At 58.1% G+C, this 15,081-nt stretch carries 18 protein-coding genes; 13 read left to right on the forward strand and 5 right to left on the reverse strand.

All coding sequences use genetic code 11. The features are described from left to right. Nucleotides 1-56: 56 nt before the first annotated feature. The 7 genes from nrdR to C7H10_RS00180 all read left to right on the forward strand — a co-directional run bounded on the left by nrdR (nucleotide 57) and on the right by C7H10_RS00180 (nucleotide 5,345). Entirely contained in the window at nucleotides 57-575 is a 519-nt protein-coding gene (gene nrdR / locus C7H10_RS00150; RefSeq protein ID WP_058091276.1) for a transcriptional regulator NrdR, read from the forward strand. Next, entirely contained in the window at nucleotides 572-1,687 is a 1,116-nt protein-coding gene (gene ribD / locus C7H10_RS00155) for a bifunctional diaminohydroxyphosphoribosylaminopyrimidine deaminase/5-amino-6-(5-phosphoribosylamino)uracil reductase RibD (protein WP_106693187.1), read from the forward strand. Before nrdR ends, ribD begins: the two co-directional genes overlap by 4 nt. 63 nt (nucleotides 1,688-1,750) lie before the next feature. Continuing rightward, the gene (gene ribBA, locus C7H10_RS00160) at nucleotides 1,751-2,866 is read left to right on the forward strand and encodes a bifunctional 3,4-dihydroxy-2-butanone-4-phosphate synthase/GTP cyclohydrolase II (RefSeq protein ID WP_072678407.1); all 1,116 of its coding nucleotides are present in this window, start codon (nucleotides 1,751-1,753) and stop codon (nucleotides 2,864-2,866) included. A gap of 48 nt (nucleotides 2,867-2,914) precedes the next feature. Then, nucleotides 2,915-3,391 carry a 6,7-dimethyl-8-ribityllumazine synthase gene (gene ribH, locus C7H10_RS00165; protein WP_106693188.1) on the forward strand — a complete coding sequence of 159 codons (477 nt, stop codon included), beginning with the start codon at nucleotides 2,915-2,917 and terminating at the stop codon, nucleotides 3,389-3,391. Further along, complete coding sequence (gene nusB, locus C7H10_RS00170) at nucleotides 3,391-3,867, forward strand: transcription antitermination factor NusB (protein WP_072678316.1); 477 nt, start codon at nucleotides 3,391-3,393, stop codon at nucleotides 3,865-3,867. Before ribH ends, nusB begins: the two co-directional genes overlap by 1 nt. A gap of 3 nt (nucleotides 3,868-3,870) precedes the next feature. Then, nucleotides 3,871-4,821, forward strand: coding sequence for a thiamine-phosphate kinase (thiL, locus tag C7H10_RS00175; protein WP_106693189.1), 951 nt, complete (start codon nucleotides 3,871-3,873; stop codon nucleotides 4,819-4,821). A 14-nt stretch (nucleotides 4,822-4,835) separates the two neighbouring features. Further along, complete coding sequence (locus C7H10_RS00180) at nucleotides 4,836-5,345, forward strand: phosphatidylglycerophosphatase A family protein (RefSeq protein ID WP_061332431.1); 510 nt, start codon at nucleotides 4,836-4,838, stop codon at nucleotides 5,343-5,345. A gap of 49 nt (nucleotides 5,346-5,394) precedes the next feature. Here C7H10_RS00180 and C7H10_RS00185 read toward each other — a convergent pair whose 3' ends face one another. Next, nucleotides 5,395-5,598, reverse strand: coding sequence for a DUF6316 family protein (locus C7H10_RS00185; RefSeq protein WP_058091282.1), 204 nt, complete (start codon nucleotides 5,596-5,598; stop codon nucleotides 5,395-5,397). A 262-nt stretch (nucleotides 5,599-5,860) separates the two neighbouring features. Here C7H10_RS00185 and C7H10_RS00190 point away from each other — a divergent pair, with 262 nt between their 5' ends. Continuing rightward, on the forward strand, nucleotides 5,861-6,511 hold the full coding sequence (locus C7H10_RS00190; RefSeq protein ID WP_106693190.1) for a DUF2057 family protein: 651 nt from the start codon (nucleotides 5,861-5,863) through the stop codon (nucleotides 6,509-6,511). 38 nt (nucleotides 6,512-6,549) lie between these two features. Here the strand turns inward: C7H10_RS00190 and C7H10_RS00195 are convergent, their stop codons facing one another. Both C7H10_RS00195 and C7H10_RS00200 read right to left on the reverse strand, forming a co-directional pair. Beyond that, nucleotides 6,550-8,076, reverse strand: coding sequence for a WS/DGAT/MGAT family O-acyltransferase (locus C7H10_RS00195; protein WP_106693191.1), 1,527 nt, complete (start codon nucleotides 8,074-8,076; stop codon nucleotides 6,550-6,552). Between the two features lie 93 nt (nucleotides 8,077-8,169). After that, nucleotides 8,170-9,084 carry a LysR substrate-binding domain-containing protein gene (locus C7H10_RS00200; protein ID WP_106693192.1) on the reverse strand — a complete coding sequence of 305 codons (915 nt, stop codon included), beginning with the start codon at nucleotides 9,082-9,084 and terminating at the stop codon, nucleotides 8,170-8,172. A gap of 189 nt (nucleotides 9,085-9,273) precedes the next feature. On the opposite strand from C7H10_RS00200, the gene C7H10_RS00205 reads away from it, so the two are divergent. Continuing rightward, nucleotides 9,274-10,260 (forward strand): glutathione S-transferase family protein, encoded by a 987-nt coding sequence (locus C7H10_RS00205; RefSeq protein WP_106693193.1) that lies wholly within the window; start codon nucleotides 9,274-9,276, stop codon nucleotides 10,258-10,260. Nucleotides 10,261-10,307: 47 nt separating this feature from the next. Here C7H10_RS00205 and ispB read toward each other — a convergent pair whose 3' ends face one another. Beyond that, entirely contained in the window at nucleotides 10,308-11,276 is a 969-nt protein-coding gene (gene ispB / locus C7H10_RS00210) for an octaprenyl diphosphate synthase (protein WP_106693194.1), read from the reverse strand. Between the two features lie 241 nt (nucleotides 11,277-11,517). On the opposite strand from ispB, the gene rplU reads away from it, so the two are divergent. From rplU to proB, 4 genes are all read left to right on the forward strand, one after another. Then, a complete protein-coding gene (gene rplU / locus C7H10_RS00215; RefSeq protein WP_061332366.1) occupies nucleotides 11,518-11,829 on the forward strand; it encodes a 50S ribosomal protein L21 in 312 nt (103 codons plus the stop codon). Nucleotides 11,830-11,864: 35 nt separating this feature from the next. After that, nucleotides 11,865-12,125 (forward strand): 50S ribosomal protein L27, encoded by a 261-nt coding sequence (gene rpmA, locus C7H10_RS00220; protein WP_022987754.1) that lies wholly within the window; start codon nucleotides 11,865-11,867, stop codon nucleotides 12,123-12,125. Between the two features lie 136 nt (nucleotides 12,126-12,261). Further along, nucleotides 12,262-13,455, forward strand: coding sequence for an Obg family GTPase CgtA (gene cgtA / locus C7H10_RS00225; protein ID WP_106693195.1), 1,194 nt, complete (start codon nucleotides 12,262-12,264; stop codon nucleotides 13,453-13,455). Nucleotides 13,456-13,485: 30 nt separating this feature from the next. Beyond that, nucleotides 13,486-14,610 carry a glutamate 5-kinase gene (gene proB / locus C7H10_RS00230; protein WP_106693196.1) on the forward strand — a complete coding sequence of 375 codons (1,125 nt, stop codon included), beginning with the start codon at nucleotides 13,486-13,488 and terminating at the stop codon, nucleotides 14,608-14,610. A 72-nt stretch (nucleotides 14,611-14,682) separates the two neighbouring features. Here proB and rpsT read toward each other — a convergent pair whose 3' ends face one another. Next, on the reverse strand, nucleotides 14,683-14,952 hold the full coding sequence (rpsT, locus tag C7H10_RS00235) for a 30S ribosomal protein S20 (protein WP_058091292.1): 270 nt from the start codon (nucleotides 14,950-14,952) through the stop codon (nucleotides 14,683-14,685). Nucleotides 14,953-15,081 lie beyond the last annotated feature (129 nt).

A 15,081-nucleotide genomic window follows, 5' to 3' on the forward strand; every position in this document is an offset into this window, starting at 1 on the left:
CTGCCCGGGTGTTCCTAACGGAGCCCCGGGCTCTTCCTTTCCGGAGCATCTGAATTATGCATTGTCCTTTCTGTGGTGAAGCCGATACCAAGGTGATTGATTCGCGCCTGGTGGCTGAAGGTGATCAGGTTCGCCGCCGCAGGGAGTGTTTGTCCTGCCGCGAGCGGTTCACTACGTTCGAAAACGCCGAGCTGGTGATGCCGCGCGTGGTCAAGCAGGATGGCACCCGGCAGCCATTCGATGAAGAAAAGCTTCGGGCAGGCCTGATGAAGGCGCTGGAAAAGCGGCCGGTCAGCATCGAGGAAATCGACGCTGCCCTGAACCGCATCAAGTACCGCCTGCGTTCCACTGGCGAGCGTGAAGTAAAGTCGATGCAGCTCGGTGAGGAAGTGATGACAGAGCTGCGCCAGCTCGACAAGGTGGCCTACGTTCGCTTTGCCTCTGTTTATCGCAGCTTTCAGGACATCAACGAGTTCAAGGAAGAGATTGAACGATTGTCTCAGGGCAATGGTGAAACCGCGGCTGATGTGGCAAGGGCGTTGGCCGACAAGCAGTCCGGAAAAGGCAAGGCATGATTGCAGACCGTGACCGGGCGATGATGGCCCGGGCCATTCACTTGGCCTGGCGTGGTCGCTATTCTACCCACCCCAACCCCCGGGTTGGCTGCGTGATTGCCAAGGGCAACCGCATCGTCGGGGAAGGCTGGCACGAACGTGCCGGAGAGGCTCACGCAGAAGTTCGCGCTCTGAGTCAGGCAGGCCAGGATGCCCGTGGGGCGACCGCGTATGTCACCCTGGAGCCCTGCAGCCATTATGGCCGAACGCCGCCCTGTGCCAGAGCGCTGATCGATGCTGGCGTGGCGCAGGTATTTGCCGCAACCAAAGATCCTAATCCGTCAGTGTCTGGCCGGGGGCTGGACATGCTCCGGGATGCCGGCATCAAGGTGACCGAGGGGTTGATGGCCGATGAAGCGGTTCGCTTGAACCCCGGTTTTATGAAGCGCATGAATACTGGCCGGCCCTGGGTTCGCCTGAAAATGGCCGCCAGCCTGGATGGCCGTACTGCCATGGCCTCTGGCGAAAGCCAGTGGATCACCGGGACCGAAGCCCGGAGGGACGTGCAGCGGCTGCGCGCCATCAGCGATGCTATCCTGACGGGAGTAGGTACCGTTCTGGCGGATGATCCATCGTTGACGGTGCGTCGGGATGAAATGGGGGAGATTGGTGATGCCACGGACCCCTCACGCCAGCCTCTGCGGGTTATTGCAGACCGGGACGCCCGCACACCGGCGACGGCGCGTATTCTCCAGGGGGGCAATGTTCAGGTGTTCTGCGCCAGTTCGGCACTGGCATCGGCGCCGGCGCAGGATCTGGCCGCGCTGGGCGTTAGCCTGACCGGTGTGGCCTGGAAAGATAATGGTGTTGACCTTGCTGAGCTGCTGGATGCCCTGGGCGAACTTGGCATCAACGAATTATTGGTAGAGGCGGGGCCAACACTGGCCGGAACGTTCATTCGGGAAAACCTTGTGGATGAACTCTGGTTGTATCAGGCGCCGGTATTTCTGGGCAGCACCGGGCGACCAACCGCTCATCTGCCGCTTGAAACAATGGCTGATAAAGTGCAATGGAAAGTGCTGGATCGGCGTCAGGTGGGTGAGGATCAGAGGCTGATCCTGGCCCGCAGCTAATCATTCAATTCATTCCCTTCGGTCGCAGCAAGATGCGGCCAGGGTGACAGGGTGCAGAACCGTATGGCACTGAACAGCATTGAAGACATCATCGAAGACATCCGCCAGGGCAAAATGGTGATCCTGATGGACGATGAGGATCGCGAGAACGAAGGCGATCTGGTAATGGCTGCAGAACATTGCACGCCGGAAGCGATCAATTTCATGGCTCGCTTCGGCCGGGGCCTGATCTGTATGCCGATGACCCGCGACCGGTGCGAACAGCTGGGCTTGCCGTTGATGGTGCAGCAGAATGCTTCCGGCTTCGGCACCAAGTTCACGCTGTCTATCGAGGCGCGTGAAGGCGTGACCACCGGTATCTCTGCGGCTGATCGCGCCCGCACGGTACAAGCGGCGGTTGCCCGCAATGCCAAGGCGTCAGACCTGGTTCAGCCGGGCCATATTTTCCCCTTGATGTCGGATCCTGGTGGGGTGTTGAGCCGGGCCGGGCACACCGAAGCCTCCTGTGACCTGGCGGCTCTTGCCGGTTGCGAGCCTGCCGGCGTGATCTGTGAAATCATGAATGACGACGGTTCCATGGCGCGCCGTGAAGACCTGGAAAGATTCGCTGAAGAGCATGACCTGAAAATTGGCACCATCGCAGATCTGATCCACTACCGCACCATGAATGAAAAAACCGTGGAGTGCGTGGAAGAGCACGACCTGGATACCGAGTATGGTCTTTTCAAGTTACGTACCTACCGAGACAACATTCAGGGTGCTACCCACCTGGCCATGGTGATGGGAGATATTGCTCCTGAAGAGCCTGTGTTTGTGCGTGTACACATCACCGATACCCTTCGGGATCTGCTGGGTGCACGCCGAAAGGACTCGCGCAGTTGGCCATTGCATCATGCCCTTGAAAAAGTGGCTGAGGAAGGGCGTGGCGTTGTGGTTCTGCTGAACAGCGCTGAAGACAGCTATAACCTGGAAGATCGAATCCAGGAATTCTACGACGAGGGCACAGCATCTGCCGGGAAGGGCAGTTCTGGCGTGTACTTCACCGTCGGAACCGGTTCCCAGATTCTGCGGGATATCGGCGTAGGCAAAATGCGCTTGTTGAGCCCGCCGGTAAAATTCTCTGCTATTTCCGGTTTCGATCTGGAAGTTGTGGAATACGTACCCTACACCCCCGAATGATAAACCCGGCTGCGGCTCTGAGTGCCGCAGCTCGCGAAGGAGCCCAAGATGGCAGATATCAAAGTAATTGAAGGTGATTTTACCCAGTGCAGCGGCCGTTACGCGCTGGTGGTTGGCCGGTTTAACGGTTTTGTGGTTGAAAGTCTTGTAGATGGGGCTGTAGATACCCTGTTGCGCCACGGTATTTCCAAAGACGACATCACCATCATCCGGGTACCGGGTGCCTATGAAATGCCGCTGGCAGTCAAGCGCGTAGCCGAAACCTCCGACTACGATGCCATCATCGCCCTGGGCGCGGTTATTCGTGGTGGCACGCCGCACTTCGAATACGTCGCCGGCGAAGCCTCCAGTGGTTTGGGCGCGGTCAGCCTGGAAACCGACGTTCCGGTTACCTTTGGCGTATTGACCGTCGATTCGATCGAACAGGCCATTGAGCGCTCAGGCACCAAGGCCGGCAACAAAGGCGCGGAAGCGGCCATTACTGCCCTGGAAATGGTCAGTCTGTTCAAAAAGTTGGGTGAGTAATGAACGAAGCGGGTGATACCTCCCCCCAGCCGGGGAAAACCGGCCAGCCCAAGGCTGGTGATCGGCGCAGGGCACGGGCCCTTGCCATGCAGGGCCTGTACCAGCGGCACTTCAGCAAAACGCCGATCTCTGACATTGAAGCGGAGTTCATGGTCGATAATGACATGAGCAAAGTAGACATCATGTATTTCCGGGATTTGTTGCGGGGCATCCATCGGGAACAGGCCGAGCTGGATAAACTGATCGAGCCTTTCCTTGATCGGCCCCTGAAAGAGGTGGATCCGGTTGAGCTGGCGATTGTCCGCCTGGGCACCTATGAGCTGAAGCATCGGATTGATGTGCCCTACAAGGTGGTGATTAACGAAGGCATCGAGATGGCCAAGCGTTTTGGCGGTACCGAAGGCCACAAGTTTGTGAACAGTATTCTGGATAAACTGAGCCAGCGCCTGCGCCTGGCAGAGACTCGCCCGCGTTGATTCATGGGTGAATTCGAGCTGATCCGTCGCTTCTTTGTGCCCCTGGCCAACAAGGCCATGACAGATCAGCTTGTGCTCGGCCCCGGGGATGATTGCGCTATCCAGCGTGTTCCCGAGGGTCGGGATCTGGTCTTCTCAGTCGATACGCTGGTTGAAGGCGTTCATTTTCCTGCTAACTATTCCCCTTTCTGTCTGGGATGGCGAGCGCTGGCGGTAGCCACCAGTGATTTGGCTGCCATGGGCGCTACACCTGTTTGCTTTACCCTTGCACTGACATTGCCTGAGGCGAAGCCTGAATGGTTGGCGGATTTTTCCCAAGGGCTTGCTAAGGCCAGTGATAATTTCGGAATTGCTCTGGCCGGTGGCGATACTACCCGGGGGCCGTTGGCGGTCTCCATCCAGGTACACGGTACGGTGACACAAGGCTCTGCTATCCGGCGCTCTGGCGCCCGCCCGGGTGATCTTATCTGCGTGTCCGGACCATTGGGTGCCGCCGGCGCCGCACTCGAATTTCTGGAGGCAACCGCCCCAGCTTCCGACGAGAAAGCCGTGCTGGCTCGCTACCATTTTCCTGAGCCCAGGCTGGCGCTTGGCCAACAGCTGATTGGCAGGGCTTCAGCGGCGATCGATATCTCCGATGGCTTGCTGGCGGATCTTGAGCACATTCTCGAGCAGTCCGGTGTGGGTGCTGAGCTGGACGCCAGTAGCATTCCAATGTTGCCGGAGTTGCGCCGACTTAAAGGGGTTGCGGCGCTCAGTCTGGCGTTGACCGCAGGCGACGACTATGAATTGTGCGTGGCCATCGCGCCTGATCAATACGCTGCCCTGGCACCGGAGGTGCAGGGTGGGTTGATTATTATAGGGCGTATTCAGCAGGCGTCGGGGCTGCGCGTGACGGGAGCGGACATGACGGAATCACCCGCCGGATTTGATCATTTTGGGAGATCGGTTTGAAGGACGAAGATCTGATGCATGAACCAGACAGTCCAACGGCTATACTGCCACCGGGCTTTTTGCGACACCCAGTGCATTTTCTGGCCTTTGGCTTCGGCAGTGGCGCCATGCCAAAGGCGCCCGGCACCTGGGGGAGCCTGGCGGCGATACCGGTATGGTACACCTTCGCCTGGTTGCCCCCGGTTGCCTATTGGCTGGTGGTTCTGGCGGCTTTCCTGGTGGGTATCTGGTTGTGTGGGAAAACCGCAGACGCGCTCAAGGTGCATGACCATGGAGGTATCGTCTGGGACGAGTTTGTAGGCATGTGGATAGCCCTTGGCCTGTTCCCGGACCAGATCTACGGTGTATTGATGGCGTTTCTGCTGTTCCGGCTGTTCGATGTGGTCAAGCCCTGGCCCATCAGTTGGCTGGATGCCCGGATGCCAGGAGGGCTGGGGATCATGGTGGATGATGTGGTGGCCGGATTCATGGCCCTGGTCTGCTTGTGGGGTATCGATGTTTGGGTAATGCCCTTCATCATCTGAAGAACATTACCCGGCGGATGGGCCAGCCGGAGCTTCCGTTCGGCCAGGTTTAATGGAGTTGCTGTTCTTCCGGTAGCATCCTGACCACGTGCAGAAATCGCTTGAGGCCGATCTCTGCACGTTCCCGGGACGCAAAGGGACCGCTGTCAAAGCCTTCCCGGGTGGTGAAATACCATTTGCTGCCTACACAGAAAAAACGACTGCTGCGAAAGGGTGCCGGGCCTTGTTCCCCGGTCCTGCGCTGAGTGTCCATGGTTGCTCCTGAGCCCGCTTATTCTTTTCTTCTCGGGCAACGCGTTTTGTTTGCCGACCTGATTAAAATTAATCCAATTGCCGCTTAATTCAACAATTTTTTACATTCTTGTGATCGGCGTTGCATGAGCCCGGTAAAAATCTCCGGTGCTTGGCACCCGCATATCAAAGCTTTGCTTGCTCCCCATGGCCTGGATGGTCAGAATGCGAGAGCGTGTGATCCCGTCATGGCCGCCCAGGCCTCTCAAGGAAAAGGAGATGAAATGAGTATGTGTCACGTTTCCAGGGTTTTCAAGTTGGTTGCCCTGATGCTGAGCGTTACCTTGGTAGGTTGTGCATCATCACTGACGCGAGTGGATGCCTGGCAGGGCGACCCCGAGGGGGCGGCGAACCCGGCGGTGTTGAAAGCCCCGGGTGAAATCCAGGTAGCTGCCATCAACGGCAGAAGCATGACCCGCTTCATGTTGGACGATCTGGCTCTGGACTACGGCTTGTTGCCCGGCGAAACCGAGGTCGTCTTTACCTACAAGACCATATGGGCCCGAACCGGGGTGGTGCGTGATGGCGAATCCAAAGTGCATACCGTTGAAAGCGAGCAACAAGTGGTGCGCTTCGACGCCCAGCCGGGCGCAGAGTATCGCTTCCGTTTTGACAAGCCGTCGTCGCGGCAGCAGGCTGAAGCCATGATGACGGGCTTTTCCGCAGCCATTATCGACAGTAATGGGGCGCTGGTGGCTGAATCCAGCAAGTGGGATGGGGCGTCTCAGGGCAGCGCTTCTCGCACGCCGTTGGCGGCATCTGGCGGTAGCGCCGGCAGCGAACCTGGCTCGACCACGCTGGAGCGCCTGAAAGCTCTGTGGGAAGACGCTACCGAGGAAGAGAAGCGAACCTTCCTTCGCTGGGCGTTTGAGTAGTATTGTCGGCGGGCCGGGCGTTTGGTGCCCGGCCCGAGCTATCGGCGAAAGCGCTGAAGCCCGCCCTTGATCATGTTTTCAAGCGCCCCTAGTACCTCATCGGTCAGGTTTTGGCCGCTGCCGTGCGGAGTCTCCAGGCCCTGATCGGGGCCGAGGTCATGCAGGCATTCCTCGATCCCGGTCAGGCTATCCTCAATCAGGTCTTTCAGGCTGTCTCCATCGGGAACCACGTCCGGGCACAGGGTAAAGTTCAAAGTCAGTTGCCCCTGATAGCTCACCGCCACAATGACCAGACCAAGGCTATCGAACAGCGGGGCCGTGTTGTATTGCCGGATCAGTCGCGCGCCTTGCAGGAACAGCGGAACCTGTGGTCCGGGTACATTGGTGATCGGCAAGTTGAAGAGCGGGTGATAACGCTGCGCCACCTGCAGTTCGGAATATAGCCGGGCAGACAGCGCCAGCAGGGTGGATGGCAGCAGTTCTGTCAGCCGGTCGGCCGCAATGGCTTCTCGGTAGGGTTCAGACTCCACCGCGTTCTGATGGATTCGCCGGATCCGGGCCGCGGGATTGGGTTCGTTAGTGGCAAGATCCAGCAGCATCGCAGACATCTGGTTGCCGGTGGCTTTGCGCAGGCTGCTGGAGCGCACGGAAATCGGTGTCATCGCCACCAGTGATTTGGCTGTGTCGCCCCCCTGTTGTTCGAGGTAACGGTGCAGGGTCTCAGCGCATAATCCGAGCACCACGTCGTTCAGGGTGACATCCCCGAGGCTGGCCTTGATTGCCTTGAGCCGGGACAGGCTGACACTGGCGGAGACAATGCGTCGGTTGGCGGTGATCTGCCGGTTAAACGGGCTGTGGGGAGCGGTGAACAGGGGGAAGGGTACCGGCAGTTTCTGTAGCTGTTTCTTGACCAGGCCCCGGGCGGTGGCTTCTGCTGCGTTGTAGGCGAGTGAGGCAACCTGCATGGGGGTCTTGAGCATGTTGGCGCTGGCCTGAAGGAATACACGCTCCTCGGAAGGCTCCGGTCGCGCCAGCCAGGGTCGTGGCGGTGCGATGGGGCGGGGCTCCGGCGTGTATTCCAGTAACTTGCCCATGATCTCCTCGCCACTGAAGGCATCAATGGCGGCATGGTGCAGTTTGACGATCAGCGCAAATCCTTGTTTATCGCCTTCCGGGTCGTCAATGCGAAAGCCGTCGACAAACGTGATGTGCCAAAGGGGCCGGTCACGTTTGAGCGGCTCCTCCATGATTTTTGACGCCAAAGACATCAGACTTGCCTGTTTACCGTGCTCGCCCAGGTTAACGTAGGCCAGGTGCCGCTCAATACTGAAGCCGGGGTCATCGATCCAGTAGGGGCGACCCAGGCGCAGGGGGATTTCCTTGAGTTTTTGCCGGAACAGGGGCACCACGTGCAGGCGGCTGCGCAGGTATGACACAAACGTGCTGAAGGCCAGGGGATCGCTCAGGCCGCTGGCGTCGAACAGGTACACACCGCCAATGTGCATGGGGGTGGTTTCTGACTCCAGGTAGAGAAACGAGGCATCCAGTTCCGACAGCTGACGCATCCAGCGCACTCCCTTGTGTGTCACGGTTAAGGTTGCGGGCCTTGGAGTATAGCCCATGACATGATCGGGCCTATTGGCCCCGGTGCCCCGATTTTATTCCGGTTGAAGCCATTTGTGGATGGTCTCATCGTTGCTGAGTCTGTCCCAGAACCACATCAGTGCCTTGCCTTTGTCTTCGCTGTGGCGGGCCAGATGTACGCTGATGGCGGCGCGGGGTTCACTCGTCTCTTTGGCAATCAGCGAGCCCCGGGCAAGCTGTTCCCGGATACGCGGGTAGGGGAGCCAGCCAACGCCCAGACCTGCCTCCTGGGCCAGAATCTTTTGGTCAATGTTGCTGACGGTGAGGGTTCTCTGGCGCCGGAATATTCCCGCATGGCCGGGTGGCAGCGAGCGCGACGTATCCGCCGCTACCGCTGCCGGATATGGCGCAATATCCGCTTCGGCCAGCGGGCCGGTTACACTGGCGAGAGGGTGTTCTGCGCCTACGGCAAACACAAACGGTACCTCCCCCAGTGATTTGGTGGCGAAAGCTCCGGCAGGTTTGCTCAGCAGGTCAGCCCCGACAACCATATCAACGCGACGGCTTTGCAGGGCATCCCAGGCACCGGCGAAGACTTCTTCGATAATCTGCACATCAACCGGAACCCCGAGCTGATGAAAATCCCGAATGGCCGGAAACAGGCATTCAGCCGGCAGCAGCGAGTTAAAGCCAATACGCAGCCGGGTTTCCCAGCCCTGGGCCACCTGCCGCGTGGTATGGGCAAGGTTCTCAGCGGCTTCCAGCAGTGAACGCCCCTCCTCAAGCAGATACCGCCCGGCCGAGGTCAACACAGCCTTGTGGCCGCTCCTGTCAAAGATACTGACGTTCAGATCTTCTTCGAGCTTCTGAACCGTGTAACTGATGGCCGAAGGCACCCGGAACAGCTCCGAGGCAGCCCCGGCAAAACTGCCCTTGCGGTCAATGGCGTCCAGCACTTTAAGTGCGTCAATCGTAATGGCGGTATGCATGTTCGAATTATCTGAAAGTGTTTGCCAGAAATGCTTGCTATCAGCCTACCAGCCCACCCGGTAACCTGTCTCCAACATTTGTAAACGGGGTCAGACCCCTGTGAATTTGTGTGGACAAATAAATTGGGGTCAGACCCCTGTTGATAAGTCCGCAGTTATTCACAGGGGTCTGACCCCAGGGGAGGTTTTATGGGTTTGTTGGTTGATGGTCAGTGGCACGATGAGTGGTACGACACCGAGAAAACCGGTGGTAAGTTTGAGCGGGAAGCGGCGCGGTTCCGTAACTGGGTGACCGCGGACGGCTCGCCCGGCCCGGCGGGTGAGGGCGGTTTTGCAGCGGAGAGTGGGCGCTACCACCTGTATGTGTCGATGGCCTGCCCCTGGGCGCACCGGACACTGATTTTCCGGAAGCTTAAGGGGCTTGAGCAACACATTGGGGTGTCGGTTGTGCATCCGGATATGGTGGAGAATGGCTGGGAGTTCCGGGAGGATGACCCGGCTCACCATGATCACCTCTACCAGTCGCAGTTTATGCATCAGATTTACACACGGGCCGCGCCAGACTATTCCGGGCGGGTGACCGTACCGGTGTTGTGGGATAAGCGGCGGGAAACCATTGTCAGCAATGAATCTGCCGATATTATCCGGATGTTCAATTCCGCGTTTAATGGCCTGGAAGGTGTGAGTTCCGGTCTGGACCTATACCCGGAGCAGTTGCGCCAGCAGATCGATTCGGTGAACGAGCGGGTTTATGACACTGTTAACAATGGTGTTTACAAAGCCGGCTTCGCGACTGCGCAAGACAAATACGAAGAAGCCTACAGCGCGCTGTTTGATTCTCTGGACTGGCTTGAGCAGATCCTGGCGGGGAAGCGCTATCTGACCGGCAGCCAGCTTACCGAGGCAGACTGGCGCTTGTTCACCACGTTGGTTCGGTTTGATGCCGTGTATTACAGCCATTTCAAGTGCAATCGACAGCAGATCAGGGATTATCCGAACCTGTCGGGTTATGTGCGGGAGCTGTACCAGGTGCCCGGAGTGGCCGAGACCGTGGATATTCGGCAGATCAAGCAGCATTACTATGTCAGCCAGCGCACCATCAACCCGACACAGGTGGTGCCGGTTGGGCCAGATCTGGACTTCGATGCGCCCCATGGCCGCGAGCAGGTTGGCTAAGGCACTAGAACGGGCGGCGCCTGATGGTTTGCCGCCCGGCTCGATAGTCAGCTGACTCGGGCTACCGCCACTTCAGTCAGCAACTCCAAGGCCTTCCGGTGCTCAGACTCGGGCAGGGAGTTGAGCAGGTTGCAGGCGATCTGTGCCTGTTCCTTTGCCTTGGCCATGGTGTATTCAATGGCGCCGGAGGCTTTGACAATCTCCAGTACCTTGGGCAGGTCGTCCAGACCGCCCTTGCGGATGGCCTGTCGAATCAGTTGTCGCTCTTCGTCGCTGCCGTTGGCCATGGCGTAAATCAGGGGCAGAGTGGTTTTGCCTTCGGCCAGGTCGTCGCCCACGTTTTTGCCCATGGTTTCGGCGTCGCCCAGATAATCGAGAACGTCGTCCACCAGCTGGAACGCCAGGCCCAGGTGCTTGCCGTAGTCTTTCAGTGCAGCTTCCTGTGTGTCATCGGCACCCGCCAGCAGCGCGCCGGTATGGGAGGACGCCTCGAACAGCATGGCGGTCTTGTTGTGAATGACGACCATGTACTGCTCTTCGGTAAGATCCGGGTTTTTTACATTCATTAGCTGCATTACTTCGCCTTCGGCAATCACCGCCGTGGCGTGGGACAGCACGTTCATGATCGGCAGACTTTCCAGTTCCACCATCATCTCGAAGGCTCGGGCGTAGAGGAAATCACCTACCAATACACTGGGGGCATTGCCCCATTTGGCGTTGGCGGTACTCCGGCCCCGACGCATGTCAGAGGTATCGACAACATCGTCGTGGAGCAGGGTGGCGGTGTGCAGGAACTCAATGACGGCAGCCAGTTTCAGGTGTTCGCTTTCGCTGTAGCCTGCAGCCCGGCTGGACAGCAGCACCAGTAGCGGCCGCAGGCGTTTGCCGCCGCTTTCAATGATGTACTGGGCGATCTTCTCAACCATCGGGACGTCAGAGGCAAGCCGCTGGATTATCAGGTCATTGACGCGGCTGAAGTCTTCCGCCACGGTGTCGTGGATACGCTGGGCTGTCATCGGGCTGGTACGTCCCTTGCTGGTGTTTTCGTTGAGTTTTCGGGCAGGACGCGGCAATGCTAGGTATTGCTGCCTACAGTGTCAACTTGCCCGGGAATCTGACTTGTATTGCCCGGCGGCTTTTCGTACAATCACGCGCCCAACTCATCCCAACCTGCGCTCCCTGCAATAGGGTCGCCAGAGCGCCTCCCTTAGAACCAGGTGGATAAGAGCAGGGATGGGTCAATCGCGGAGACTATGAATGTACGCAGTTATTGTTAGCGGTGGTAAGCAGCACCGTGTAAAAGAAGGCGAAACTCTGAAGCTTGAAAAGCTGGAAGTTGAAACCGGCGGCTCTGTTGAGTTCGATCGTGTTCTTCTGGTTGCCAACGGCGACGACGTTAAAGTCGGTGCCCCGGTAGTTGATGGCGCCAAGGTGACCGCTGAAGTGGTTAGCCATGGTCGTCACGACAAGATCAACATCATCAAGTTCCGTCGTCGTAAGCATCACATGAAGCGTCAGGGCCACCGTCAGTGGTTTACTGAAGTCAAGATCACGGGTATCCAGGGCTAAGCCCTCGAATAACCCCTTAATGAAGGAGGCTGGTAATGGCTCATAAAAAGGCAGCAGGTAGTACCCGTAACGGTCGCGATTCCGAGTCGAAACGACTTGGTGTCAAGCGCTACGGCGGTGAGACTGTCACTGCAGGCAGCATCATCATTCGTCAGCGTGGCACCCGTTTCCACGCTGGCAGCAACGTAGGCATTGGCAAGGACCACACCCTGTTCGCGAAAGCGGAAGGTCAGGTGAAGTTCGAGACCAAAGGCCCGCAGAACCGCAAGTTCGTGAGCATCGTTCCGGCTGCGTAAGCAGCGGCGATCCGGTTCTGTCGAACCTTGGATGAGCCTGATATGCTGATCTGATCAGCCCTCAGGTGAATCCGGAGCCCCGCAAAGCTTCCATGAGGCTGCGGGGCTTTTTAGTTTATGCAAAGGCATCAGGCGTATGAAATTTGTAGACGAAGCCACCATCATTGTTGAAGCCGGTAAAGGCGGCCATGGCTGCTTGAGTTTCCGGCGGGAAAAGTATGTACCCAAGGGTGGTCCCGACGGCGGTGACGGCGGGGATGGCGGTTCCGTCTATCTGGAGGCAGACAGCGCTCTGAACACGCTCATCGATTACCGCTTCCAGCGCAAACACAAGGCCCAGAATGGCGAGCCGGGTGCTGGCCGTAACTGCACGGGTAACAAGGGTGAAGACCTTGTTCTGCCGGTACCGGTGGGAACCACCGTTGTCGATATGGATACCCACGAAGTGCTGGGCGATCTCACCAAAGAAGGTCAGCGCCTGAAAGTGGCGCAAGGTGGTTTTCATGGCCTGGGGAATACCCGTTTCAAGTCATCAGTCAATCGTGCCCCACGACAGACCAGCAAAGGCTCGGAAGGTGAGACCCGTAATTTGCGCCTGGAGCTGAAGGTTCTGGCGGATGTCGGTTTGCTGGGTATGCCCAATGCCGGCAAATCTACTTTCATTCGTTCGGTATCTGCGGCAAAACCAAAGGTGGCTGACTACCCGTTTACCACGTTGGTACCAAATCTGGGTGTGGTTAGTGTTCAGGCCCACCAGAGCTTTGTTATTGCTGACATTCCGGGGTTGATCGAAGGCGCTGCCGAGGGCGCAGGGCTGGGTATCCGCTTCCTTAAACATCTGGTGCGTACCCGCCTGTTGCTGCACTTGGTGGATGTGGCGCCTTACGATGGTTCGTCCCCCGTGGAGGCGGTAAAGGCCATTGCTCACGAGTTGGAGAAGTTCAGTGAAACCCTGGCGAGCCGCCCCCGCTGGCTGGTGCTGAACAAGGTCGATATGGTGCCAGAAGAAGATCGTGAAGCCCGTTGCCAGGCCATCGTGGATGAGCTTGGCTGGGAAGGTCCGGTATTCCGCATCTCGGCATTGAGTGGTGAAGGCACCAAGCCGTTGGTTCAGGCGGTGATGCGCTGGATTGAAGAGCAAGCGGAGCAGGAAGCTGAGAACCCAGAAGTTGCCGAGCAGGAGGCCGCTCGTCGCCGCCGGATGGACGAAGAGGCACGCGCCAGAATTGAAGCTGATCGACAGGCTCGCAGGGCTGCGCGAGAAGCCGATGACGATGATGACTTTGACGACGACGATTACGACGTCGAAGTCGTCTACGCCCCTGAGTAAACTGCAACCCCAAGGGACAGAATCACAATCATGAGTGAACGCCTCCAGCTCCGAAAGGCTCGACGTCTGGTTATCAAAATTGGTAGTGCCTTGCTTACCGATGATGGCAAGGGGCTGGATGTCGCGGCCCTCGGGTTGTGGGTAGACCAGATTGCGGAGCTGATTGCCGAAGGCGTGGAAGTGGTGGTGGTGTCCTCGGGTTCGGTGGCTGAAGGCATGAGTCGACTGGGCTGGAGCTCGCGGCCCCAGCATTTGCACGAGTTGCAGGCCGCTGCGGCAGTTGGTCAAATGGGCCTGGTGCAAACCTGGGAGGCGCAGTTCAAGCGCCATGATATTCACACCGCCCAGATCCTGCTCACCCACGATGACCTCTCGGATCGCAAGCGTTACCTGAACGGCCGTAGCACGTTGCGCACCCTTCTGGATTACGGTGTGGTGCCCATCGTCAATGAAAACGATACGGTGGTGACCGATGAGATTCGTTTTGGCGACAACGATACGCTTGGGGCGCTGGTTGCCAATCTGATCGAAGCCGATGGTCTGATCATCCTGACCGATCAGTTGGGGTTGTTTAACAAGGACCCCCGTAAGCACCAGGACGCCGAGCTGGTTACCGAGCGTAGAGCCGAGGATCGTGATTTGGATGCGATGGCCGGCGGTGGCGCCGGGGCGCTCGGCCGTGGCGGTATGCTGACCAAACTTCGGGCCGCCCGGTTGGCCGCCCGTTCCGGAGCTTTCACGGTGATTGTCGGTGGGCGTATTGAGCATGCGATTTCTCGCCTGCGGCAGGGTGATGTGATTGGCACGTTGTTGCTTCCAGAGCAGGGCAGAATGGCGGCTCGCAAACAGTGGATTGCCAGCCATCTGCAAACCCGGGGTAAGTTGACGCTGGATGATGGTGCGGTAAAGGTGTTGCGCCAGGGCGGCCGCAGTCTGTTGCCGGTAGGCGTAAAGGCCATAGCCGGCCAGTTCCGGCGGGGCGAGATGGTGTCTTGTGTTGATCTGAATGGTAAAGAGATTGCCCGTGGGCTGGTCAATTACGATGCGGACGAAGCAAGGGCCATTGCCGGCCGCTCAAGCGATCGCATTGCCGATGTGCTGGGTTATGTCTCCGACGAAGAGATGATTCATCGGGATAATCTGGTTGTGGTCTGAGTTGTTCGTATAGCAGGTAAATTTCAGGCACAAAAAAACCGGCACGAAGCCGGTTTTTTATGAGCGCAAGATTTAGGCAGCTTTCAGAGCCTTGATCTTGGCGTTCAGGCGGCTCTTATGACGAGCAACCTTGTTCTTGGCGAAGATGCCTTTGTTGACCATGCTGTCCAGAATCGGCTGAGCGGTCTTCAGGGCTTCTTGAGCGCCTTCGTAGCTGCCAGCTTTGATCTGGGCGTCTACTTTCTTCATGTAAGTGCGTGCCATGGAACGCAGGCTGGCGTTGTGCTTGCGGTTTTTCTCGTTCTGACGAGCGCGCTTCTTGGCTTGCGGGGAATTTGCCACCGTAAAACTCCTGAAATTCGTTGCTGTAACTACTGAATATGTTTACATCGCAGGCGCGCCAAAACCAGCGCGTCGGAATAAATGACGCGGAACTATGCCGCCGAAAGCCCCAAATGTCAAGGCCCGCGG

The organism is Marinobacter shengliensis, assembly GCF_003007715.1.
In the GTDB taxonomy this organism is placed as follows: domain Bacteria; phylum Pseudomonadota; class Gammaproteobacteria; order Pseudomonadales; family Oleiphilaceae; genus Marinobacter; species Marinobacter shengliensis.